Annotated in this window: 17 protein-coding genes and 1 tRNA gene; 11 read left to right on the forward strand and 7 right to left on the reverse strand. The window is 38.7% G+C overall.

Annotated features, from left to right (window positions below):
• The first annotated feature begins 18 nt into the window (after window positions 1-18).
• From NMK36_RS02735 to NMK36_RS02745, 3 genes are all read left to right on the forward strand, one after another.
• A complete protein-coding gene (locus tag NMK36_RS02735; protein ID WP_072722658.1) occupies window positions 19-843 on the forward strand; it encodes a hypothetical protein in 825 nt (274 codons plus the stop codon).
• 603 nt (window positions 844-1,446) lie between these two features.
• Window positions 1,447-3,984, forward strand: a complete 2,538-nt coding sequence (locus NMK36_RS02740; RefSeq protein WP_072722657.1) for a glycogen/starch/alpha-glucan phosphorylase — start codon at window positions 1,447-1,449, stop codon at window positions 3,982-3,984.
• Window positions 3,985-4,253: 269 nt separating this feature from the next.
• Complete coding sequence (locus NMK36_RS02745) at window positions 4,254-5,330, forward strand: S-layer homology domain-containing protein (RefSeq protein ID WP_072722656.1); 1,077 nt, start codon at window positions 4,254-4,256, stop codon at window positions 5,328-5,330.
• A gap of 58 nt (window positions 5,331-5,388) precedes the next feature.
• On the opposite strand, the gene NMK36_RS02750 is transcribed toward NMK36_RS02745, so the two are convergent.
• Entirely contained in the window at window positions 5,389-6,477 is a 1,089-nt protein-coding gene (locus NMK36_RS02750) for a nucleotidyltransferase domain-containing protein (RefSeq protein WP_254172934.1), read from the reverse strand.
• A 258-nt stretch (window positions 6,478-6,735) separates the two neighbouring features.
• Between NMK36_RS02750 and NMK36_RS02755 the strand changes: the two genes are divergently transcribed.
• The 3 genes from NMK36_RS02755 (at window position 6,736) to NMK36_RS02765 (ending at window position 9,323) form a co-directional block, all read left to right on the forward strand.
• Entirely contained in the window at window positions 6,736-7,602 is an 867-nt protein-coding gene (locus NMK36_RS02755) for a DUF4231 domain-containing protein (protein ID WP_254172935.1), read from the forward strand.
• A gap of 142 nt (window positions 7,603-7,744) precedes the next feature.
• Window positions 7,745-8,923: an AAA family ATPase gene (locus tag NMK36_RS02760; RefSeq protein ID WP_072722654.1), complete on the forward strand. Its 1,179-nt coding sequence runs from the start codon at window positions 7,745-7,747 to the stop codon at window positions 8,921-8,923.
• Between the two features lie 7 nt (window positions 8,924-8,930).
• Complete coding sequence (locus tag NMK36_RS02765; protein ID WP_254172936.1) at window positions 8,931-9,323, forward strand: hypothetical protein; 393 nt, start codon at window positions 8,931-8,933, stop codon at window positions 9,321-9,323.
• A gap of 69 nt (window positions 9,324-9,392) precedes the next feature.
• On the opposite strand, the gene NMK36_RS02770 is transcribed toward NMK36_RS02765, so the two are convergent.
• Entirely contained in the window at window positions 9,393-9,989 is a 597-nt protein-coding gene (locus NMK36_RS02770; protein WP_072722653.1) for a class II aldolase/adducin family protein, read from the reverse strand.
• 571 nt (window positions 9,990-10,560) lie between these two features.
• Between NMK36_RS02770 and NMK36_RS02775 the strand changes: the two genes are divergently transcribed.
• On the forward strand, window positions 10,561-12,117 hold the full coding sequence (locus NMK36_RS02775) for a WecB/TagA/CpsF family glycosyltransferase (protein WP_254172938.1): 1,557 nt from the start codon (window positions 10,561-10,563) through the stop codon (window positions 12,115-12,117).
• Window positions 12,118-12,186: 69 nt separating this feature from the next.
• Here the strand turns inward: NMK36_RS02775 and cofH are convergent, their stop codons facing one another.
• Window positions 12,187-13,329, reverse strand: a complete 1,143-nt coding sequence (gene cofH, locus NMK36_RS02780) for a 7,8-didemethyl-8-hydroxy-5-deazariboflavin synthase subunit CofH (protein WP_254172939.1) — start codon at window positions 13,327-13,329, stop codon at window positions 12,187-12,189.
• Window positions 13,330-13,471: 142 nt separating this feature from the next.
• Here cofH and NMK36_RS02785 point away from each other — a divergent pair, with 142 nt between their 5' ends.
• From NMK36_RS02785 to NMK36_RS02800, 4 genes are all read left to right on the forward strand, one after another.
• Window positions 13,472-14,827 carry a tetratricopeptide repeat protein gene (locus NMK36_RS02785; protein WP_254172940.1) on the forward strand — a complete coding sequence of 452 codons (1,356 nt, stop codon included), beginning with the start codon at window positions 13,472-13,474 and terminating at the stop codon, window positions 14,825-14,827.
• 381 nt (window positions 14,828-15,208) lie between these two features.
• Window positions 15,209-15,685 (forward strand): DUF4079 domain-containing protein, encoded by a 477-nt coding sequence (locus NMK36_RS02790; RefSeq protein WP_072722650.1) that lies wholly within the window; start codon window positions 15,209-15,211, stop codon window positions 15,683-15,685.
• Between the two features lie 55 nt (window positions 15,686-15,740).
• Window positions 15,741-18,197, forward strand: coding sequence for a ComEC/Rec2 family competence protein (locus NMK36_RS02795; RefSeq protein WP_254172941.1), 2,457 nt, complete (start codon window positions 15,741-15,743; stop codon window positions 18,195-18,197).
• Between the two features lie 152 nt (window positions 18,198-18,349).
• A tRNA-Ser gene (locus NMK36_RS02800) sits at window positions 18,350-18,438 on the forward strand.
• 53 nt (window positions 18,439-18,491) lie between these two features.
• On the opposite strand, the gene NMK36_RS28920 is transcribed toward NMK36_RS02800, so the two are convergent.
• From NMK36_RS28920 to NMK36_RS02825, 4 genes are all read right to left on the reverse strand, one after another.
• Window positions 18,492-20,081 carry a glycosyltransferase gene (locus NMK36_RS28920; RefSeq protein WP_367400308.1) on the reverse strand — a complete coding sequence of 530 codons (1,590 nt, stop codon included), beginning with the start codon at window positions 20,079-20,081 and terminating at the stop codon, window positions 18,492-18,494.
• Between the two features lie 131 nt (window positions 20,082-20,212).
• Entirely contained in the window at window positions 20,213-21,484 is a 1,272-nt protein-coding gene (locus NMK36_RS02815) for a glycosyltransferase family 4 protein (protein WP_072722648.1), read from the reverse strand.
• 48 nt (window positions 21,485-21,532) lie between these two features.
• Complete coding sequence (locus NMK36_RS02820; protein WP_367997164.1) at window positions 21,533-22,540, reverse strand: glycosyltransferase; 1,008 nt, start codon at window positions 22,538-22,540, stop codon at window positions 21,533-21,535.
• Window positions 22,541-22,697: 157 nt separating this feature from the next.
• A complete protein-coding gene (locus NMK36_RS02825; RefSeq protein WP_072722647.1) occupies window positions 22,698-24,428 on the reverse strand; it encodes a cellulose-binding protein in 1,731 nt (576 codons plus the stop codon).
• Between the last annotated feature and the right edge of the window lie 6 nt (window positions 24,429-24,434).

Consider the following 24,434-nt stretch of genomic DNA (forward strand, 5'->3'; position numbering starts at 1 on the left):
TTACCCAGAGGATTTAACATGAATATTGCACCCAAAGCAACTGTGAAATTCTTCCTAGTTGCTACTCCCGTTATTGCTTTATTAAGTAGTGTTTCTCCAGGTTTTGCGGGTACGTTAGCGCAGGCTGAAGCAAACACTTTAATTTCTGATTTTAGCCAAGTTCCTACAAACACTTCCACGTTTACAGATACTCAAACCACAGCATTAGCTATTCGAGGAATTACATTAGCCGAAGCGAATGCTAATGCAAATTTTAATGTTTGTTTGGAACCTGAAAATTGTTTAACTCTAACCGAAAATAGTTCTCAAGCGAAAGCTCAGGGAGAAGGTCAAGAATATCTGGGTTTAGCTTACAGTGAAGCAGTCGGTATAGGTTATCAGTTTAAAATTGCCGAAAACCAAGAATTTTCCTTTAAATTTTCCTCTTTTTTAAATTTGGAGGTTCTCCCCAGTTTGTTCTCAAAAGAATCGGCTCAAGCCGAGAATTATATCGCTTTTTATTTATTTGATGATTTGACCAATAATCTGTTAGATTTTTTGAGTCTCAATAGCTCACTCAATTCTTCTAATCAGCTTAATTTATCACTAGAGAATAGTCAGGGTTTTCAATTGTCACCGTTGACAACAACAAACGCTCAAGGTAATCAAGTCTCTGCTAATATTGTGTTATCGGGATTATATTCTCGTGAGTTTAGTCAAAGTCAAAGTTTAACGTTAATTACCTATCAAAACAGTAAAACATTGGTCAAATCACCTGAACCTTCAACTTCTTTGAGTTTATTAATCATGGGTATATTGGGAATAGCGTTAAGCTTGAAAAAGAAAAATATTTTATCTAATTGATATTGTCAATCCGATAAAATTACTGAATGTTTAGGACAGACTCAATCGGTTACTGCTAAAGCGTCAAAACGCAGTGATCGCTAGTAAAACTGAGCATAAGATCATTGGGGTGAGGCTTCCCTCACCCATTATACACTAAATATAAGCTAAAAAATGTCTGAATTTTTATCCCATTTACGATAACATCGGGCTGTTAGTTGTTTTAAATCACAAAAATTGTCCCAAAATTTTTCCAATACAATCGGCGTAGGAAAATCAACCATAAAAACTAATAATCTTAAAAAAATGCTCAAATTAATAATCTGTCCAATCACAGTAACATAAAATGGATCACAATACAAGCCAATACTCAGTTCACCTAAAAAGAATTGCTATAATCCTAAACAAAATCAATCGCAGAGTTAGTCCCTTGACAAGAGCGGAAAAATCTGTATTTTGATTAAGTTAAACTTGAAGATCAGGAAATTGTGTCCGATTGAGGTGCAGAATACAGAATTGTTGACCAACAATAGTCATTAACACAACATAAACAACCTTAACCCATCTGTATCCTGTTACCCAGATGATCCTTGAACGTTAATTGATGCTTAGATAGGAGACTGAATGACTCAATCCTTGATTCCGATTAATGAATGTCCCATCCAAATTGAGGACGATCGCACTGGAACGAGTGTGGAGACCTTAAAACGGGCTTTTGCCGATAATTTATTCTATGAACTGGGCAAGTATGAAACCATCGCCACAAAGGAAGATTTTTATATGGCGTTGGCTTATACCTTGCGGGATCGGTTATTAAGCCGTTGGTTAAAAACGGTCAAAACTTACGAAGACCATAGCGTCAAAATTGTTTACTATTTGTCTGCGGAATTCCTCATGGGCCGACACTTGGGGAACAGTTTAATTAACTTACACCTCTATGATCGCGTCCGTCAGGCCGTGGAAGAATCGGGACTCAACCTAGATGAACTCCTTGAACAAGAACCCGACCCCGGTTTAGGAAATGGCGGTTTAGGACGGTTAGCCGCTTGTTTCCTCGACTCCCTGGCGACCTTGGAAATTCCCGCCGTTGGCTATGGCATTCGCTATGAATTTGGGATTTTCCACCAAACCATGCAAGATGGTTGGCAAGCGGAAATTCCTGATAAATGGTTACGATTTGGCAACCCTTGGGAAATTCCCCGTCCCGAAGAATCCGTTGAGGTAAAATTTGGCGGTCATACCGAAATTTATCATGATGAGAAAGGACGGGAACGGATTCGCTGGATTCCGGCGAAAACCGTCATTGGTATTCCCTATGACACTCCGGTTCCTGGGTATGATACCAACACCGTTAACCCTCTCCGGTTGTGGAAAGCAGAAGCCAGTGATGCCTTTAACTTTGAAGCCTTCAACGCCGGAAATTATGATGGGGCGGTGGCTGATAAAATGCGGTCGGAAACCATCTCTAAAGTCCTCTATCCCAATGACAACACCCCCCAAGGGAAACAATTGCGCTTAGAACAGCAATATTTCTTTGTGGCTTGTTCGTTGCGGGATATTGTTAAACGCCATCTCCGCCACAATAGCAGTCTTTATAACCTGAATGAAACCGCCGCCATTCAACTGAATGATACCCATCCAGCCATTGCCATTGCTGAGTTAATGCGGGTGTTGTTAGATGAACATGGGATTGATTGGGATTCGGCTTGGCGAGTTACCCAAAAAACCTTTGCTTATACTAACCATACCCTGTTACCCGAAGCCTTAGAAAAATGGTCAGTGGGTTTGTTTGGCTATTTGTTACCACGTCACTTGGAAGTCATCTATGAAATTAACCGTCGTTTCTTAGAAGATGTCCATCGCTGGTATCCCGATGATGATAGCTTATTGGGACGGTTATCTTTAATTGAAGAAGGGCCAGAAAAATTTGTGCGGATGGCTCATTTAGCTTGTGTTGGCAGCCATGCGATTAATGGAGTAGCAGCACTGCATACGGATTTGTTGAAAAAAGATACCCTGCGAGATTTTTATAAACTCTGGCCAGAGAAGTTTTTCAATAAAACCAATGGTGTGACTCCTCGGCGTTGGATTTTATTGAGTAATCCCACGTTATCGCAGTTTTATAGCTCTAAACTGGGTGAGGGTTGGCTCAAAGATTTAGATCAACTGCGTCAATTAGAAAGCCAAATTGATGATCCTGAATTCTGCGAACAGTGGCGTCAAATTAAACTGTACAACAAACAATTGTTAGCGGATTACATTTGGAAATTTAATGGCGTTGAAGTTGATCCCCATTCCATCTTTGATATTCAAGTGAAACGGATTCATGAATATAAACGTCAACACTTGGATGTGCTGCACATTATTACTCTGTACAACCGCATCAAACAGAACCCCAATATTAATATTTATCCCCGAACCTTTATCTTTGGGGGGAAAGCTGCTCCCGGCTATTTCATGGCAAAATTAATCATTAAATTGATTAATGCCGTTGGAGAAGTGGTCAATAAAGATCCCGATGTCCGGGGACGGTTAAAAGTGGTGTTTTTGGCAAACTTTAACGCCTCTTTAGGTCAACGCATCTATCCGGCGGCGGATTTATCCGAACAAATTTCAACCGCCGGAAAAGAAGCTTCTGGAACCGGAAACATGAAGTTTGCCATGAATGGTTCTTTAACCATTGGTACTTTGGATGGGGCAAATATTGAAATCCGCGAAGAAGCTGGGTTTGAAAATTTCTTCCTGTTTGGCTTAACCGCAGAAGAAGTTTATGCCTTAAAATCTAAAGGTTATAAACCCCTCGATTACTATCATCGTAATCCTGAATTAAAAGGCGTGATTGATCGGATTTCATCGGGTTATTTTTCCCATGGCAATGAGGAATTATTTAAACCTTTGGTGGATTCCTTAATGTACCATGATGAATATATGCTGTTCGCAGATTATCAAGCTTATATTGATTGCCAGCGACAAGTGAGTATGGCATTCCAAGATACACAAAAATGGACAAGAATGTCAATTCTGAATGCCATTCGCATGGGTAAATTCTCTAGCGATCGCACCATCCGTGAATATTGTAACGAAATCTGGAATGTGAAATCTATTCCTGTGGAAATGGAAGGATATAACCCAGAAGCGGCTGGATTGCGCGTTATTAGTTAATTCTGAATCCTATTAAAAATAAGGTGAATTTTATCTCATAGATTCCCTTGTTTTTATAGCGATTTTAAAGGTACTCCTTCATCCCCATCAGGAGTACCTTTTTTGATCGAGTTAATTTATGTTCAATAGGGAATCGCCCCACAACAATAGGTAGGGAGATGAAAATTCAGACAAACGGCTAGGAAAAAAATTCCCCCATTTTAATTTTTTATAGCCAAAAATCAATCGTTTATGCTGAAATAAGTGTATCTATAACGGGACTGATCCTCATGTCACAATCTTATCCCCCTGATCCCTCCAATCGTCGATCTAATCCTCGCTTTGATGAGGTTATTGCCATTATTGTTGCGTTAGCAACGATGGGTACAATTTTATTTTGGGTTTTAAGTCACCCTAACCGGAAATTAGCGACCATCCCCAACCAAACCCCCCCAGAAACCCAAACCTCCACAACAGATCAGACGTTCTCCCAAATCCTAGAACGCTCCCTCCCGGATGGGGTTTCACCTCTATCTCCCCCAACTCCCCAACCCGCAACACCTTCCACCACACCTCAGCCAACAGTGAATCAACCTTGGTGGGTTGGTTTGGGGTTAATTCCTCAAACAACACCGGATACACCCATCGCCACGTCACCCCCACCCCAAGTTACTCCAATTCCCCCCCAAACCACTACCATCAACCCAACGGAAACCCTTTGTCCGACTCCATCCCAGGGGGGAAAAGTTTGTTCAACGACTCCACCGCCTCTGGAAACTCCCTCTTCTACAGTTCCTGACAAATCTTGGGCGAGTCCATTTGTTGCCTATTTTATGAGTAAAAATTGGGCCACCGGGTCTGATCAAAAACCCTTTCAACCCGACGAAAAAATTACACGGGGAGAATTTGCCGCCCAATTACAAAGGGCATTTAATGAACAACCTGAACAATCCCCTATTCAATTTAAGGATATTCCTAAAAACTTTTGGGCTAAACCTGCTTTGAAAGAGGTTAGTCAATCGGGTTTTTTGGTGGGATATCCAGGGAATATCTTTCGACCTAAACAAGAAATTACCCGTGTTCAAGTGTTAGTCGCTTTGGCAAGTGGGTTAGAGTTAAAACCGTCTAAAAATCCTCAACAAACCCTTAAACTCTTTAAAGATGCAGATCAAATTCCTGAGTGGGCAGTTGAGGGTGTTGCCGCCGCAACGGAAGCCGGATTAGTTGTTAATTATCCTGATAAAAATACTCTCAATCCCAATCAATCTGCTACCTATAGTGAAGTCGCTTCTATGATTTACCAAGGGTTAGTTTATCAGAAAAAAGTAGAACCGATTTCTTCTGATTATATTGTGAACTCACGCTGAGGGGTGATGGTTGACTGTTAACTGTTAACTGTAAGCAGATAACAGTCAACACACCCTTTTAAAATCCCTGCTGAGAAACTAACTCAATACAAAGTTGATTGACAGTTTCCCCATTGACTTGTTTGGGTAACGTGGAATTTTCCTCGGCTTCATCCAATTTTTGATACAAACTTTTAGCCATAACCATGACTTCATCATAGCTGTATTTCCCTTTTTTAAGGGCTAATAATTCCTCTGCATCTCCAGCTTCCCGACGATCAACGATTAAAGATTGAGTTTGTAAAATCTCAATTCCTGTTTTTAGTAAGCGAATAGCTTGCATCGCAAATTTACAATCATATCCAACTTTAGCTTCCATTTTAGCTCGTTCAGGATTGCGATTTTTTTGCCAATCTTGATAATGTTTATATTCTCGACAAGCGCGTTGATATTGTTGACTTTTTTGCAACAATTGAATATAATCTTGAGAAGAATTGGCTAATTTTTGGGTTGTTTCTAAGGTTTCTTCGGGTAAGGGATATTGTTTTAAAATTCCTTTAAAATCAATATCAGCCGTTAACAACTGATACAGTTCTTTGGCGGGTTCTAAAAATTCAATGCGATCGCGCACTAACCCATACAAATATTCTAAAAAACTATTCATTTGACTAACCGTTAACGGCGGTGTATCGACTAAGCCAAATTCTGCCGCCGTCGGTTTATGAGTGGGAGGATTCAACAACCAATGGCGATGGGATTCTAACTTTTTAATTTGAGCATAGCCATAGCCAGAATAGGTTTGTTTTACCTTTTTAGACAAGAAAATCTGGCGATTCTGTCTCAGCTTTTCCCCAATTTCTGTTAGATATACATAGTCTTTAAACCATAATAATTCTAAAATATTAGGGTTATTATCTACTGATAATTTCAGAAACTTTTTTAATTCATACAAACAGGTATCTTTTGACAAAAAAGAGAATTTATCGGTTGGTTCATCTGTCCATCCTGTATCTTTTTGTTCAATTAAGCTAAATCCTAAATAATAGGGCTTTGTAGCAATAAAAACCCCACGATAATCATAATCTGAGGTGGTTGTTGCCAGTCCATAGCCTCTGGAACCTGTTAAGGCGAGTAAAATAGTACGGTTTTCAATCTCTAAACGGTTCATAATAGGTTTGTAATCAAGAATTGATAGGCAAGATTTCCACCAATTTCCCTCCGGTGATTTTATTCTGTAATATAAGTGTAGTATATTAACACCAAATTGTCAAGAACCCATAAAATTTAACTAACTATAGAGCTTTTGATCAGGTTTCGACTGCTGAAACAGTATTCTCATTTCTGAGATAATTTAAAAATTTTACCCTTCCAGAGGGTGTATGATATAAATTAAAATTGTTTTGCTTATTCCGTTAGCCTTTAAGCCATGACTAATAGTGCAGAGACGAACCCAGCGTCGATGATCAGTACCCTTGAGGATTCTTCCAGTTCACCCAACTCCACCCTGCTACTGTTGCTAAAAATTGTTGAGTATTTTTCCTTAGCGGGTTTTGTAGGTGCAGCTTTCATTAACATTTTTGTTTCTGAGTTGCAAGTCGCTAAAATCTATGAAATTATTTTAGCAGCAACCTGGATTTGTTTGTTCTTAATTAACCGACAAGTTTTTCAGAACTATCAACAGGCAGACAAACTCTCCAAAATGAAGAAAAATGCTGCACTGTATACGATTTTAAGCAGTAATTTAATAGGTGAAAATAATCCTATGGATAACTCGGTGATTACCGCCGCGAGAATCCAAGCATTAGAATATGCTCAGGAGTTAATTGATGACTATAAAAAGACCCGAAGAGACTGCCGCAGTATTTACTATGTTTCACAAACTGCCACGATTGTTTTATCGGGTGTCACCCCTATTTTAGTGTTAGTGGATAAACTAGAAGCTGGGGTATCTTGGTTAAAATGGTTGCCTGTAATTTGTCCAGCAATTGCAGCAATTGTTGCGAGTATTGTCACCTCTTTTCCCTTTCAAGAAAATTGGGTAGCGGCGAATACTGCTGTGGAATTATTAGAAGCGGAACAGGAGAAATTTATCTTAGGAGTGAGTACCCTCTATCAATATGATGCGATGGAAGATGCTCAACTGTCTAAAAAAGCTCAAAGAGCAATTGAAAACTTTATTGTTCAGGTGAATACGATTCATTTGAAACAAGTTCAATCTGCCAGTGAGAAAAAACAAGAACAACCCCCGGATTCAACTCCTAGTATAGAAGTGAATCCTCCAACTAAAGCCTAATTTACGTTCCTTATTTAATCCTAGGAAATCAACCCGCTTAGGCGGGTTTTTTGATGACAGCAATTTTTCATCCTGAATTGACAATATGAACAAAAAAGAGTATCTTATATATTAAGACTAAAGTTGAATTTATACTGAATCTATGGTTCTTAACTTAAAATCAGCCAATATTAAAAACTATAAGAGCTTAGGAAATGTCTCGTTAACATTTAGAGACTTAACAATTATTGTTGGTGCTAACTCTACGGGAAAATCGAATATTATAGGAGCATTAGAACTCCTGAGTATAATGGTTTATAATGGTTCGCCACCACCACCAGAGTTTATTAAAAAAAGATTTAGAGTAATGAATGATGAGTTAATTTATAAAATTAAGATTGAAGATGAAAATACAAAAGCTGATTATGAATTATCAATTTCAGCTAATTCAGAAACAGAGAAGCCTAGTTTTTCTCGTGAAAAATTAAAAGTAGATAAGATAGAAGTTATTGATATTGTAAAAGGGGAAGGAAATGTTCAAGATGAGGATGGAAAAGCACCTGTCTCTTATAATTCTAAATCAGGTAACTTAGCCTTGAATACGGCTGGTGATTTTGGATATAAGCCTTTTACATCGGAAGTATCAGAATTTATTAAACATTGGGAATTTTATAATTTAGATCCGGAGATAATTGGACGCAAAGGAATAACAGTTAGACAAATTCAAGCAAGTAGTAGCTTGGTTTCTGAAACACCAAAACTAGATCAAAAAGGTGGTGAAGTACAAGAAATTTTATTATACTGGGCAGAAAAAAATAAAAATAAATTTCAAGAGATTAATCAGAAACTTCAAGATATGGTTAATATGGAGTTTGAAGTTGAGTCTGATTCAGATGGAGATAAGTTTATTCAAGTCTTGGAAGGAGACGGTGTTCAAGTTCCTTTATCCAGTATGGCGGATGGAACCTTAAGATTAATTGCCTATTTAATTTTGCTAATTGATGATGAATTACCTCCCTTAATTGGAATTGAAGAACCAGAAAGAAGTTTTCATCCCGGTCTTTTGTCAGATATTGCCTCTATTATTAAACAACTTTCTCAAAAAACACAGGTTGTGATTACAACTCACAGTTCTCAATTATTGGATTGTTTTACTGTTGATGAAATTAATTCAGATGTATCTTTAATCCTGTTAACCAAAAAAGATAACAAGGGGACTGTCGCTTATCCAATTGATGAACTTAGTCAGAAGCGTGAAAGTTTTTTAGACTGGATGCAAGAGTTTGGAGTTGGAAGTGCAATTTTTCATAGTCAACTTTTATATGATATTCAAAAACAATAATTCAAGTATGTGTAAAATTTTTCTCTGGGCTCCAGAATCAGATTATGATGCTAAAACAGTACACTGTATAGCCCAAAAAATTGTTACTTTTCATCGAAAAGATAATGTTGAACTAATTCTTGGTACCAAACAAGCCTATAATCATGCTATTAAAAATAGAGAAGAAGATGGGCTACAAAAAGCAGTTGAAATTTACTTAAAAGATCATAATTCTGTGTTAATTGCAGAAAAAAGGAATCCCCAGTTAAAAGAGAAAGATCTAAAAAAGCACAAATATACAGAAAGCCTATCTCCTGAAATCGCTGACTATCTTGAAATTAACAGAACAACAATTGAGAGAAACTCATCTTTAAAAGAATTTGATGAATATTTATTTCAAGCTTCAAATCGTGAAAATTAAGCTCTATACCTCCTGCTACTATTACCTTGTTGTTGGGGTTATGAGTGGATTAGGAGTGTGAACTTCTCACTAAATATGATAATATTGAATTAATATTTCTCCGGCTTCATTTAAGTCTTTACCAAAGGTTAGAAATCCATCTTCATGTCCAGCCATAACTAATATTTTCTTTTCCCTTAAATTTTCTTCCTCAAATAATCTAAACATTTCTTGTGCCATTTTGGGGGTTCCATATTGAACGTCTTTGCGAGTGGTGGGAACCTGATTTAATAACTTTCGCCACAGTTGGGGGTGATGAACATGAATAATGGCATTAATATTCGGTTCATAACTATAAATTGCAGCATGGGTTAAGGACTCGGATGAGGCTTGAATTGGCCCACAACAGGTGAGATGATTGTGTTCAATATTAAACTCAGTAACAACAGTATAATGATCGGGATTAAGTTTAGCTAAATGTCCCGTTTGACTGCCAGAAATAATAAATTGTAAAGTATTGGCAATACGGATGCTAATATTGCCAAATCCAATACCATTTTCATAGACACCAATCAATCCTAATTCATGAATATGATCCCGCCATTTCATTAAAGAAGCTATCAATTCAACCGCAACGTTTTCTCCTGGGATACATTCACAGGAATATTTCACAACACCTTCATCCATCATCGGGAACCTCTCAGTGGAAAATCCAACTTGCTTTAGTATTTTAGCAATAACTTGAGGAATGAATCTTCATTTGTAGCAGTAATTCAAGGTTGATGGGAAAGGGGCTCCATCCAGGGGAATAAGTATTTACTCTGGGTGCTGCGATGTCAAACTATTTTTGATCTGAATATTGATTTTGAGTCAACTATAGGGGTTCGGAATCTAGCCTTTACAAAATCTTTACAGAGATTAATTTGAAGTTTTACAAAAAGATCTCGTATTTTTGGGCCGTTTTGTTGTAAAATCTAAGCATTCAAAATTCGATCCTCCCGCTTAACACTGCTATCGAGTAGTAAACCTTCATTACTCTATATAGCTACATTGATGAATCAGCGACGGATTAGGGCTCAGTCTCTGAGTCAAAGAAACGGTTAGCAAAGTCGAGAGAACAGAAGGGAAACAAATGCTAACTGCTCAATAATCATGACTTTAGCCGATGGCTCAGTTGATCGTTGTGGTATAACGTTAATTCAACTTTCGCCAGAACTAAGTTAATAGACTATTTTTTAAAACAGGACAGAAAAGCGCTATGGCTAACGACATCAACATCCTCAATCTTCCGATTAATAATATCTCCAAAACCCAACTTCTTAAACGGTTAGGTTCCAGGGGCGGTGTCGTTTTTACCCCTAACGTCGATCACTTAATGAAATTACAGAAAGACCCGGACTTTTATGGGATCTACCAAGCTTCAACCTACCGGGTTTGTGATAGTAAGATCTTGATATATGCCTCTAAATTTTTAGGTCAGCCCATCAAAGAAAAAATTTCGGGTTCGGACTTATTTCCAGCCTTCTATGAGTATTATAAAAATCATGAAAAAGTAACAATTTTCTTGATGGGAGCCGCTGAGGGAGTTGCTCAACGCGCCCAGGAAAACATTAATAAAAAGGTGGGGCGGAAAATGATCATCGAGTCTTATTCCCCTCCCTTTGGCTTTGAAAAAGATGAGGTAGAATGCCAACGTATTATTGATCGGATTAATCACTCTGGAGCTACCGTATTAGCCATTGGTGTAGGAGCACCTAAGCAAGAAAAATGGATTGCTAAATACCGCAGTCAACTCAAAAATATTAAGGTATTTTTAGCGATTGGTGCAACGATTGACTTTGAAGCAGGGGAAAAAGGTCGCTCCCCCCAATGGATGAGTAATATGGGTGTGGAATGGTTACACCGCTTGTTTTCCGAACCCAAACGTTTATGGAAACGGTATCTGATTGAGGATCTTCCTTTCTTTTGGTTACTGTTATTACAAAAGTTAAAACTCTATACACCTCCATTTTCCACCCGAGAAGAATTTGCCAATTGGGAATCTCCCCGCTTAGGACAACTCTTACAAAAAGCGGGCTTATTGTCTGCTGACCAAGTTAAGACTGTTTTGGAATTGCAAACCCAACAACCTGAAAAACGATTTGGCGATTTCGTTGTTGAGTTGGGATGGTTGGAAGGGGAAACGATTGATTTCTTTGCCGATTATTTACCGCAGTTAGGGTTATCAAAACAACGATATCCTTTAGGTTATTATCTCTATAAAGCTAAATTGCTTGATGAATCCCAAATCAATTTCATTCTCGAAGAACAACGGGAATTAAAACTCCGGTTTGGGGAAATTGCGGTAATGAAAGGGTGGGTTAAGCAGCAAACCCTGGATACGGTACTGGATTATTTAACCCAACAAGAATTTATTAATTGGGAGTCTCCCTTCTTGGGTGAAATCTTACGAAAAGCCGGGTTACTGTCGGGTGATCAAGTTCACACTATTTTAGAACGACAAAAACAAGAACCCGGTAAACGATTTGGTGATTTTGTCGTTGAGTTGGGATGGTTGGAACAAGACACCATTGATTTCTTTGCTGATTATTTACCGCAGTTGGAACAGACCCAACATCGGCATCCCTTGGGTTATTATCTCTGCAAAGCTAAATTGCTTGATGAATCCCAAATTAATTTAATTCTCGAAGAACAAAATGAATTAAAACTGCGGTTTGGGGAAATTGCGGTGATGAAAGGGTGGGTCAAACAGCAAACCCTGGATACGGTACTGGATTATTTAACTCAAGAATTTGAAGATTCTTTAGTGGCATAAATTGTTAAGTTTCTGTTGTGTCCTTGAGGCTCGTTGAGAGAGATGAACAGTCATCTCAGCGAGTCTTTTTTATCGGGAATGATAGTGATAGAGGGTATCTCGTTGTTGATAGGGACGCCCCAAGGACGCGATCGCTTTTTCTAAGGTTTCCGGTTCCATACAGGTTCCTCCTTTGGCTCCCGCCATGGTGGTAATGTGTTCTTCCATTAAGGTTCCCCCAATATCATTACATCCCCATCGCAAGGCTTCCGTTGCTCCGTCTAAACCCAATTTCACCCAACTGGGTTGATGATTCGGGATATAATGACCGAGGAAAATTCGAGCCACGGCCGTTAATAATAAGGTATCCGCTAAAATCGGTTGATCCCGTCCCACTCGTCGTCGCAAGGGAGGTGGGGCTGTTTCTCCCACAAAGGGTAATACAATAAATTCTGTAATTCTAGCGGGATAATCCTGTTCAATGGCTTTTTGTTGCAGCGATCGCAACTGTTGTAAATGCTGCATTTGCTGTTGAGGTGTTTCAATATGACCCGATAGCATTGTGCTGGTGGTGGGAATACCGAGACGATGGGCTGTTTCGATAATGTCTAACCAAGTCGCGGTATTAATTTTTTCAGGACAGATGATTTTTCGCACGGAATCATCTAAAATTTCCGCAGCCGTTCCCGGCATAGAACCGACTCCAGCATCCCGTAATGCTATTATGACATCGGCATAAGAGAGATGATCTTCTCTGGCAATAAATTGAACTTCTTGAGGAGAAAAAGTATGAAGATGGAGGTGGGGAAACTGAGTTTTAAGGGCTTGAATTAAATTGAGATAATAAGGTAAGGATTTCCCATTAATTTTTGCTTCCAGGTTTAACCCACCCTGCATACAAATTTCCGTCGCACCCCGTTGAACCGCCTCAGCCGCTTTTTCTAAAATTTGATCCAGTTCTAACCAAAAAGCTCCTTCATCTCCAGCATCTCGACGAAACGCACAAAAACTACAATGTTGTTCACAGATATTTGTAAAATTAATATTGCGATTAATCACATAAGTGACGGTTTCTCCTACTTGTTGAGATCGTAAGGTATCACTCACCAGCCGAATATTCTCAATAATTGCTGGGTCAGTTTGCTGAAGCAAAACCACCCCTTGCTCTGGGGATAAATCATCTCCTGCGATCGCATGGTTAAGAATGGTATCAGCCGTTAAATTTAGTATCATAATTGATCAATATTAAGAAGAAGTGACTTTAATCGTTCTGGACAGGAAGGATGGGTAAACTGGAAACAAAGTTAATCTTCTGTCTCTTTCCTAGCTTCCCTATTTTCCCCAGAATCTTGCTATTTACGCTTAAAATATCGCCATGAACAAATTGTTATTGTTTCAAAAAAGGTTCTTTTTATTCAAACCCTTTAGTATTTTAACGGCTAGTGCCGGGGTGTTGCAAGTTTCCCTGAGTATAGGAATTAGTTGGTTTCTGCTTCATGCACCCCCTTTTAATTTCGCCTTCGGACAATCAACCGTAACATTGGCTCAAACCCCTAATCAGACTAATGTTAAAGCTTTATTTAAAAGTGGAATTGAGCAATTTCGTCAAGGGTTATTTCTAGAAGCCTTAGCAACGTTTCAAACAGTTTTAGAACAGCAACAGAAGCAAGGGAAACAGGCTGAAATTGCAGAAACTCTCACTTATATTGGGGAAGTTTATAGTAATTTAGGCAATGATGCAGAAGCCTTAAAAGTTTTACAACAAGCCCTGAATTCCTATCGACAATTAAATCAACAAGCGCAAAACAAGAACCCAGATTATCAAATTGGAATTAGTCGCAGTTTAAATTTAATCGGATTTGTCTATCGCAATCAAAATAAAGTCTCAGACGCTTTAAAATTACATCAAGAAGCTTTACAAATTTCCCAATCGATTAATGATCGAGTGAATATGGGCGAATCTCTTCATAATTTAGCCTCTGATTATACCACATTAAAACAATATGATCAAGCGTTAAATTTTTACCAACAAGCCCGAACAATTCGGGAAGAAGTTGGAGATAAACGGGATCTCAGTCGCACATTAAATAATTTAGGGGCGTTGTATTTAATTCAGGGAGATACTCAAAAAGCGTTAGAGATTTATCAACAAGCATTAGCCCTGCGTCGCCAAATTGGAGATCAAGCTGGAGTTGGGCGATTATTAAGTAATATTGGGCTATTATATCGTCAGTTAGGAAATGATTCTCAAGCGTTAGTTTATTTTAAACAAGCTTCAGAATTAATGACCCGAATAGAAGATCATGGGAGTGCTGCCAAAGTTCATAATTTAATCGGGGAAATTCAGGAAAAACTCAAACAATCTGATCAAGCTTTAATTTCTTATCAAAAAGCAATTGATTTGGCGAAATTAGCCAATGATCAGGCAAATTTAAGCACCGCTTTTAATAGTTTAGGTAGTGTTTATTATAGTCAAGGTCAATATCCCCAAGCTTTAGAAGCTTACCAAAAAGCTTTATCTATTTATCAAACCCTCAATAATAAACCTGAAATCGGTACAACTTTAAATAATATTGGACAAGTTTATGAACGCTTAGGAAACTATCCCCAAGCCTTACAAACCTGGAAAGAAGCCTTAGCGATTCTCCAACAAACCGGAAATCAAAAAGCCGTTCAAGAAACCCAGCGTAGTATTGACTCGGTGCAGAAAAAACAAGAAGGTGGAGTGTGAGAAGAGTAGGGGGACAAGGGGACGGGGGGACAAGGGGACAAGGGGACGGGGGGACAAGGGGACGGGGGGACAAGGGGACGGGGGGACAAGGAGACGGGGGGACAAGGGGACAGGGGGACAGGGGGACAAGGGGACAAGGGGATAGGGGAGATGGGGAGATGGGGAGATGGGGAGATGGGGAGATGGGGAGATGGGGAGATGGGGAGATGGGGAGGGGAAGGGGTTAACTTCTGTAAAGACGTGACTGGTCAAGTTCATAGCGTAGGCTCTAACCGTGTCTAACCCCTGATAACTGATAACTGATAACTGATGACTGATAACTGATTACCCTAATTGCTCTAAACTAATGTCTGGAAATGCTGATGCCTTTTGAGAGAGAACATGAGTTTAGCTGAACTGTTAGAACCCATTGCGAATGTATTTCGGAGTTTAGGAATTCCTGAACCCATTACCCATTGGGGACATCCGGTGATGATGGGAACTGTTATTTTCACAATGGGGATTTATGTCGGGTGGACAGGATGGCGCGGACGTTTGGCGGAAGATAAGGAAGTCGCGTTAAAAAATCGGGCTGACCACCGCAAACTCGCCCCCTTGATGTTTTTGTTTTTGGCTTTAGGTTACACCGGAGGTTTATTATCCCTGGTCATGCAAAAACAACCGATTTTAGAAAGTCCCCACTTCTGGACAGGGACAATATTATTGGGATTATTACTCACTAATAGTGTGATAGCCTTTACTGGGTTTGGCAAAGATAACCCCGGTTTAAGAAGCACCCACGCTTATCTGGGAACCGTTGCACTAGGGTTAATGTTAGTCCATACTTTTTTAGGTTTACAATTAGGGTTTTCTCTCTAAAAGAGTTGACCGTTGATTGATTACTTTTCTCTGTTACCTGTTCCCTAATTACTGAATGAATCAAACGGTGATTTTTATTCTGGCTTTTGCTTATCTGTTAGGTTTGCTAGTGGGTGCAATTCCTTGGGGAAATTATGGAATATTAGGATTAGGAATTATATTAGCACTTGTTACAGCCCTGAAACAAGTTTATCAGCAAAAACAATCCCGAAAAGCTAGAATTCAACAGTTTATTAAACAAAAAGAAACGCGAAAAGATGCCCTCACTGACCCGATTGAGTTTGCTGAAAAAATCCCTAAACCTCCTCGCCCTAAACTGCCCTTTTGGGTGTGGTTATTAGCCGGAATCACCGCTTTTTTAGCCAGTGTTTATTTACAAATTAGAACCCCTCAACCGACGACAAATGATATTAGTCAATTAATTCTTAATAGTGGGAATAGCCAAGATTTATTAATTACGGTTCGCGGAGAAGTGGGTAGTATTCCCCGGTTAACTCGTTCAGGGCGGGGACAATTTTGGTTAAACGTAAATCAAGTTAATGAAATTACAAATAATAATACTCCCATTGCTGTCAGTCGAGATGTGAAGGGTTTAGTTTATGTGACTGTTCCTTTATTAAAAGCAACGGGGTTATATCCGGGGGAAAGTGTTGCTATTACCGGAAGTTTATATCAACCTCAACCCCCTTCAAACCCGGGGGGATTTGATTTTTACAACTACCTTGCTCAACAAGGATCTTTTGCTGGATTACGGGGACGTTATATTAGTCATGATGATAGTCAACCCCCCCCTTGGGGATTGTGGAAAATTCGCCAACGCATTACTCGCGCTCAAGCTAAATTATTAGGAGTTCCTGAAGGTTCGCTACTGAGTGCAATGGTATTAGGCCGTTTAGCAGTTGATTTACCTTACGATATTCGAGATACTTTTGTTCAAGTTGGACTCGCTCATATTCTAGCAGCTTCAGGGTTTCAAGTTTCATTTTTATTAGGAATTATTTTAGCGATTACTCAGAGATTCTCTCCCAAAATCCGCTTTATTTTAGGATTATTAACACTCCTTTTTTACTTAGGTTTAACAGGAATTTCACCTTCTGTTTTACGAGCAACGCTAATGGGATTAGCGGTATTAATTGCCCTTTTAAACCAACGTCAAACTAAACCCTTAAATGTATTATTACTGGTAGCTATATTATTATTAATCGTTAACCCCCTATGGATATCCGATATCGGATTTCAACTGAGTTTTTTAGCCACCTTGGGATTAATGGTCACAGTTCCTCCTTTAATGCAACGGTTAAATTGGATGCCTCCCTTTTTCGCTTCTTTAATCGCCGTGCCCTTAGCCGTCATGATTTGGACATTACCCCTACAACTCTACGTTTTTAACGTTTTATCGCCCTATAGTATTCTAGTTAATATTATTGCTTCTCCTCTAATTTCAATAATTACATTGGGAGGCATGGCAAGTGCCTTGGTCGCCTTATTCATGCCGGGATTTGGAAGTGCGATTTCCCAAGTTCTTCATTATCCAATTTTGGGTTTAATTGAAACAGCCGATTATTTTAGTCAACTTCCAGGTAATTCTATTGCGGTGGGCAGAATTTCCCTCATACAATTGATCACCCTCTATAGTTTAAATCTTTTAATTTGGGGTTATTTTATCTGGGTAAATCCTCAAGAGAATTTTAAATTTTCTACTTCTAAAAAAGGGTGGATTCCCATTTTGTTTGCAGCGACTTGTGCTGTATTAATAGTGGTTACACCGGGTTGGTATACTAAAACAACCCAATTTCAAGCCACGATTCTCGGTACACCCAAAGAACCGATTTTAGTGATTGAAGAAAAAGGAAAAGTAACTTTAATTAATAGTGGAAGTCAGAACACAGCCCAATTTGTCGTTTTACCGTTTTTAAATGCTCAGGGTGTCAATGAAATTCAAGGGTCAGTTGCGACTCATCCCCAACTGGGTTTAAGTATTGGTTGGCCGTTTATTTTAGAGAATGTTCCGATTAAAACGTTTTATGATAATCCCGCCCCTAAAAAAACCTATCAAGCCACCAATGAAGTTATTTTAAAAGCCTTAGCCCAACAAAAAGGAGCTTATGTTCCTTTGACATTACGTCAACCTGTGATGTTAGGTTCTGTGAAACTTGAATTATTAAATCCTCAGCCTCCAGTCATTCGATTTGAAATTGGTCAAAACACTTGGACATTATTAGGAGAAACCTCTATTAATGACCAAAAACAGTTGATGGAAAGTCAAAGTTTAACCCCGACTCAAGTATTGTGGTGGTCAGGAGAACCTTTAAGTACAGAAATTTTATCCGTATTAAAGCCTAAAATTGTGATCGCTTCTTCTAATTCTATTGATCCTAAAACGGTAGAAACTCTGAGTCAACAACAAACTCAAATCTTTTGGACGGGTCGAGATGGAGCCATTAGATGGACACCAACTCAAGGTTTTGAAACAACTTTAGATTTTGATGAAACAGATGGGTCTTTTCTTTGATCTGTTGTAGGTAATGAAATCCAGTAATTAACATAAGCTGACGCAGTAAACCTAAATGATGAAATGTTTTTCCCGGTTTCCGGTTCCCTGTTACCCGTTCCCTGCTATAATCGAAAAATCGTCTAAAACACGATCTGAATCATTTCAGGTTTGGAGAGGTGGCAGAGTTGGTCGAATGCGGCAGACTCGAAATCTGTTAGGGGTCTTGCACTCCTCGTGGGTTCGAATCCCACCCTCTCCGTTTTCAGAATTTCTCAATCTATCAATCTGTAAGCTGAAACGGCGTAACTTCGTTCAAATTAAGTTTGGGTTTTGAGCAGACTTTGAACGAATAATTTGAGCCGGAATTCCAACGACGGTTTCACCCGATGGTACATCGGAAAGTACAACCGCATTGGCACCAATGCAAACATCATCGCCAATGGTCACATTTCCCAAAATCTTTGCTCCAGCACCAATATTAACCCGTTTTCCTAATTTAGGAGCATCGAAAGGTTTATCTAAATAGCGATTTCCTAAAGTCACTCCTTGGCGAATAATACAATCATCCCCAATCACACTATTTCCATGGATTACAATCCCATGTTGATGTTCTACAATTACACGACGACCCAGTTCAACACTATGAGGTAATTCAATCCCATAGGTATTACGAATTTTCCGATATAACATTCGATAAAGAAAGCTCAAAGGGGCACGAAACATAAACGATTTAATCTGCATTCTCCATACCCCAAAGCGTTGAACCACCACTGCTCGAAATCCGGGTTTCGTCCAATCTCGGTCATGAGCAATCCAATCTTCCTGAATTTGTTCCCAGAGTCCTAAATTTTGAGTTGGGTTAATTTGGGGTTGAATGTTAGTATTTTGGGCTGGATCTATATCTGACCTAAAAATATTAATTAGGTTGAACAAAACACTATAGCGAATAAAATCTTGCAATAATTGAGGGGGGTCAGCATCGGGTTTATTTTGTAGTTGGCGACGAACTCGCCAGGTCATAAAACTCAGTATCCAAATAATATCGGTTACGCCTGCATAGAGTTGGCCATAATTTTTTGTAAAATAGTATTGGCGGGAATCAAACCAATATTTAGGTAGGCGTTTGGGGTTAGATTTTATATTATTTATACCTGAACTTTGTCCGACTAGATGAACCACTCGACTTTCGGGAACATACCAACAATTCCAACCTGCTTTTTTTGCCTGTAAACAAAAATCCATCTCTTCATAATACATAAAATAATCTTCATCTATTAAACCAATCGTTTCAAAGACAGAACACCGAACTATCATACTTGCACCCGCAACCCAATCCATTTGACAAGCCTGTTCAGGAACCGGAGGCGCAACAACCCATTTTTCTAATAATTTAGATACCAATCCTAAGCGCAGTCCGCTATCTAATTCTCCCCACAAGGTATGGAACCGAAATGCAGAACGTTGGGGTGTGCCATCAGGATCTTCTAAACGACTTCCTGCTATCCCAATTTCGGGATTTTTCTCCATAAATTCTACCAGTTTTATTAAGGCACCGGAACGCACAATCGTATCAGGATTGAGAAGTAAAAAATAGGAAGGAGGATTCTCAGATTGCAAGATAGGACGAATAATGGCATTATTACCAAATGCGTAACCGCCATTATGATCTAAGGGAATTAAAGAAACCCAATCTCCCCATTTTTCTTGGTCAATCACGGCTTGAATTTGAGTCAAAGAATTATCTCCTGAAGCGTTATCAGAAACGACAACTTTTGTACCAGGTAACGCTTGAACTTCATTAACTAACGAGTATAGACAATCAATTGTTAAGGAAGCTGTTCGATAATTAACAATAACAATGACTAGGGGATAGGGATGAGTGATGACTGGGGAATGAACCATGATTTAATTATCCTTTTGTTTCATTGACTCCGTTTTTTATGGGCGATTAAGTAGGTGGGCATAAATAAACACAAGATGTGATCTAGGTCGAGCAAGCTTTTGAGGCCCGTCTATTTTACGTTTAATTTAGCCTACCTACTTAGCTGCTGATAAATATTAACTATTTTTTGGGCTTTTGTTGTCCAAAGAAAATCTTTAGCTCGTTGAATTGATTGGGCTGACATTGATTGCCAAAGGGGTTCGTTTTCAACTAAAGTTTGGATTTTTTGGGTGAGTTCGTCTCGAATAAAGTCTCGTGAAATCGGTTCAATTTTAAACCCGGTTGTCTCCGTCACATATTCTCCAATTCCTCCATTATTAACGACAATGCAGGGTAAGCCACAGGCCATTGCTTCTAAGACAACAGCCCCACCAAATTCTCGAATGGATGGAAAACAGAACAGATCGGAGTTTTGATAAAATTCTAAAGTTTGTTCTTGTTTGACCCAGCCTGTAAACGTGACTAATTCTTGTAAATTTAATTGTTTAACGCTGGCTTCTAAAGCTGTTCTTTCCGAACCATCACCGACAATCGTGAGATGGACTTTCTGTTGAATTGAATTTTCTAATTGAGCAATGGCATCAATCAAAATATCGGCGCATTTATAGGGAACTAAACGACCGACAAATAGGAGGTTCACTCGGTCAGAGGTTCGAGTTTTGGGTTGATCCGTTAGAAAGGTTGGATCAATGCCATTTTCATAAAAAAGATCAATGTGATCATCGGAAACTTTTAAAGAGTCTTTTAACCAATTTAAGGTATAGGTTGAACCCGAAAGAACTTGGTCTGCTTTTTGATAAGTTTGCAAATACCCTGGTATCAACATTCTTCCAATACTTCTCAAAAAGTTGAGGTTGGCAAATTCCTTTTTAGCAATCTTTTGAAACCCCGGAGGAAAAGGGACACCCCCATTCACAGGCCCTAGTAAAAAGGGGGTATTTTGACAAGCGTTAATCAGTTTGACCGGATATCGAGGTATCATGGGGGTCAGGGCGTGAACAATATCATATTTTCTTTGTAAAACCTCATCTTTAAATTGTTGATAGACCCGATGATTAAATTCAGCATAGATGGGATAACTTAAGGTATGAGCAAGGGGCCAGTTAATCGTTCCTTTAGAAGCCAAAGTCACGATATTTCGATAATATTTTTGAGCCAGCTTACTCTCAGGAATAAAGATTATATTGTCATCGCTATGACGAGATTTTAAATCTTTTTGATTGCGTTCATGAGTAACAAGGGTAACATCGACTAATTCACTAATTTGTTGAAAGTATTTATAGCCTTCTAAAGGAACAGATGACCAATTGGGGTTACATTGTTCAACGACCATTAAAACTTTGATTTTTTTTGATTTGTTCATAGATTCCAACTTACTGTTTGTATTAAATACTTAATTATCAAGATATTTCTACTTGTACTCTACTAAAGTTGCCTTTTTACCTTGAAGATAGCTGGCGTAAAATTGAAACTGTCCTTGCAATTGGGGAAACTTGCTAATGACACAAGACAAAGAATAACATCCCCGATGATAAGCTGTCAGATCACGGGGAAGTTTCCTGTTCCAATAAATCCGAAACGTTAATAGGGGGTAAGCCAATAATAACAGTAAACTCCAGTTTTGAGTCAAGGGGATTAAACCAATAGACACCAAAGGAATAATTAATCCCCATAACCAAATACTACGGCTTTCTCTCACCCAATGTTTTTCAGGTGCTTTCCCATGTAAATAAGCTCCCTCAGCATAGGCATGACCGCTTCTTAAATTGCGTTTCCACCATTGACTAAACCGGGTCATTTGGGCATCATGGAGCGTCATTTCTGCATCTAAACGCTCAATTTTCCATCCCTGTTGTCGGAGTCTAACGCACAATTCCGGTTCTTCTCCTGCGATTAATTTGGGGTTAAATCCAGAGACTTGTTGAACCGCTTCTACTCGCATCATGGCATCTCCACCACAAGCTTTGGTTTCACCAATGGGAGTATTCCATTCGAGATCACACAGACGGTTATAAATTGACGCATTCGGAAACCGTTCTCGTCGTCGTCCACAGACTACTGCGATATTAGGATTTTCATCTAATTTCTGTTGCGCTTTGTTTAACCATCCGTCTACAATTTCGCAGTCGCCGTCTACAAATTGAATATAATTTAATTCAGTATTTTTCTGAAGTAAAAATTCAAAACCTGTGTTTCTAGCTCGTGCTGCGGTAAAGGGAATAGATAAGTCTAATTTTACAACATCTACACCGAGGGATTTTGCTATTTCCACAGAACCATCTGTTGAACCGGAATCAACATAAACAGCATTTTCAACTTTCCCAATAATTGAAGATAAACATTGGTGTAACCGTTTACCTTCATTACGCCCGATCGCAACTAATCCAATTTTACTCAAGGTTAAATCTCCTGAATTCATGTTTTGTAATTAATTCTAACTGAAGTGATAAAAATGTTAAGCTGTTCCGCCTCTAAATTCAATTGTACTGGATTGATTAAACCTGCCTCCCTTTGATCACAATTTGAACAGAGTGATTGATTAAATTGACGCTTATCTACCAGCTTTCATTCTGCCATCAGGGATTATTATCAATAAAATCTTCTAAAGCTTGATATTTTGGTGAAGTCGGTTGATATACAGATTCTAAGGCTCCCCAACTCCCATATTTTGTGGGTTTACCGATATCAGAAAAGTGCATGAATAAAGTTCCTCCAGCTTGTTTCCAATCTTGTAAAAGTTGTAAATAGGCATCATACATTTGAGGATCACGATTCAGTTGAATAAAAAATTTCGATACCTGTTCTTTGTTGGGGTCTTTGGGATTGGCAACCAGATGTTGTCCGCCTTCATAAGCGACTAACTTTAACCCTTTAGCTTTAGCTATTTCTGCATGGCGCAAAAACATTTTATAATTATCAACTAAGCTATTCCAATCTTTAGGAAGTAATCCACCTTTTTTTAACTGTTCAAAGGCTTGATTAATTCCCTGATCGCCCTGATTTACCCAGGATTGAACCACACTGCTATTTTCCAACTCTCCTAATCCTCCACTAAAATAACCGGCGATCGCATAGGCATCCATTCCCTGATAACAGGGTTTGTTCCCTTCTGCAACCCAATAGGAACATTCTAAAATATGGGATTCTGCACCTTTATAATAAGTTTGTGTAGAAATCACACAAATCACACGATTAGCCTGGTTTCCAAACTCTTTCTTCCAGATTTCACACATTTGAGCCGATCGCATTCCATACCACTGAAAAAAGGCATCTCCTTTATCTTTTCCCCACCGAGCTTGACCTTGTTCTAAGGCATAATGGGTTTGTTTAAAATTCCAATTCCAAACTTCATTAGAAAACTCCACATAAATGTTTAAATTAGGGTTTAATTCGGCTTTAACCTTCTGGGCAAAATTTCTGATATATTCATCCGTTGCTTGATGGGGCATATTAAACCAAGGTTCAGCTTTTTGTTGATTAGAAAGGGCAATCATAACTTCTAAAGGAACCCCTACGTCACTATAAGTCACCCTTTCGGGTACAGGTCTATTTTTCCACTCTTTTTGAGGAGAATGATTGGTTTGCATCCAGTCCATAAATCGCAAGGTTTTAAAGGGTTTAATCTTCTCCAAAAAGGCGGGATTAAACTGTTCACCGTTTTGATATCTGGTTTCGTCTTCTGCTCTAATCATCCGAATATTGCGAAGATAATTTCCGGTTTGATTAGGATCAGTTTCAGCAATCAAAATTAACGCAATACTCGTGTTAGATGAATCAATATTAATCACATCTCGACCGGGTTTAGAAAGAGCCAGATCTTTTTTAGCTGATAAACCATATTCTAGGGTTCCTTCTCCGTCATATAAAATTAGATATTGTCCAGCAATGGGGGTATTTTTAGGAATATCTGCAAAAAAAATGGTGGAAACTTGAGTATAACGAGGTGGATCTTCAGGCTTTGGTAAGGATTTAACCCATCCTTGCTCATCAAGATCTAACAGGTCAGATTCTTCTGTGTCCCATACCTTGTGACAGTCTGAAGTATTTTTGCTTTGACAGGTGGTGATCCAGGGAGGGGAAGTTTTAAAATGGTCAATGAAAGGAAATTGAGTGGAGTAACTCGCCACACCACCGAGATTAATTCCTAAAGAAGATTGAGTATTTGATAAAGTTTGACTGATGGCAAACTCTTGTAAATTATTCTGAGATCCGTCAATTGTTGTGGAGAAAACGATACTAATTCCTAATAAAAACATCAGGAATAATAATATGTTTTTATTAAAATTAAATCGAAATAAATTAAACATAAATAA

The sequence above is a fragment of the Planktothrix pseudagardhii genome, from assembly GCF_904830925.1.
Classification (GTDB): Bacteria; Cyanobacteriota; Cyanobacteriia; order Cyanobacteriales; family Microcoleaceae; genus Planktothrix; species Planktothrix tepida.

Bases quoted from the DNA above. Each gene is read 5' to 3' on its own strand.
- NMK36_RS02735 (WP_072722658.1), top strand. From the start codon at position 19: ATGAATATTGCACCCAAAGCAACTGTGAAATTCTTCCTAGTTGCTACT.
- NMK36_RS02740 (WP_072722657.1), top strand. From the start codon at position 1,447: ATGACTCAATCCTTGATTCCGATTAATGAATGTCCCATCCAAATTGAG.
- NMK36_RS02745 (WP_072722656.1), top strand. From the start codon at position 4,254: ATGTCACAATCTTATCCCCCTGATCCCTCCAATCGTCGATCTAATCCT.
- NMK36_RS02750 (WP_254172934.1), bottom strand. From the start codon at position 6,477: ATGAACCGTTTAGAGATTGAAAACCGTACTATTTTACTCGCCTTAACA.
- NMK36_RS02755 (WP_254172935.1), top strand. From the start codon at position 6,736: ATGACTAATAGTGCAGAGACGAACCCAGCGTCGATGATCAGTACCCTT.
- NMK36_RS02760 (WP_072722654.1), top strand. From the start codon at position 7,745: ATGGTTCTTAACTTAAAATCAGCCAATATTAAAAACTATAAGAGCTTA.
- NMK36_RS02765 (WP_254172936.1), top strand. From the start codon at position 8,931: ATGTGTAAAATTTTTCTCTGGGCTCCAGAATCAGATTATGATGCTAAA.
- NMK36_RS02770 (WP_072722653.1), bottom strand. From the start codon at position 9,989: ATGGATGAAGGTGTTGTGAAATATTCCTGTGAATGTATCCCAGGAGAA.
- NMK36_RS02775 (WP_254172938.1), top strand. From the start codon at position 10,561: ATGGCTAACGACATCAACATCCTCAATCTTCCGATTAATAATATCTCC.
- cofH (WP_254172939.1), bottom strand. From the start codon at position 13,329: ATGATACTAAATTTAACGGCTGATACCATTCTTAACCATGCGATCGCA.
- NMK36_RS02785 (WP_254172940.1), top strand. From the start codon at position 13,472: ATGAACAAATTGTTATTGTTTCAAAAAAGGTTCTTTTTATTCAAACCC.
- NMK36_RS02790 (WP_072722650.1), top strand. From the start codon at position 15,209: ATGAGTTTAGCTGAACTGTTAGAACCCATTGCGAATGTATTTCGGAGT.
- NMK36_RS02795 (WP_254172941.1), top strand. From the start codon at position 15,741: ATGAATCAAACGGTGATTTTTATTCTGGCTTTTGCTTATCTGTTAGGT.
- NMK36_RS28920 (WP_367400308.1), bottom strand. From the start codon at position 20,081: ATGGTTCATTCCCCAGTCATCACTCATCCCTATCCCCTAGTCATTGTT.
- NMK36_RS02815 (WP_072722648.1), bottom strand. From the start codon at position 21,484: ATGAACAAATCAAAAAAAATCAAAGTTTTAATGGTCGTTGAACAATGT.
- NMK36_RS02820 (WP_367997164.1), bottom strand. From the start codon at position 22,540: ATGAATTCAGGAGATTTAACCTTGAGTAAAATTGGATTAGTTGCGATC.
- NMK36_RS02825 (WP_072722647.1), bottom strand. From the start codon at position 24,428: ATGTTTAATTTATTTCGATTTAATTTTAATAAAAACATATTATTATTC.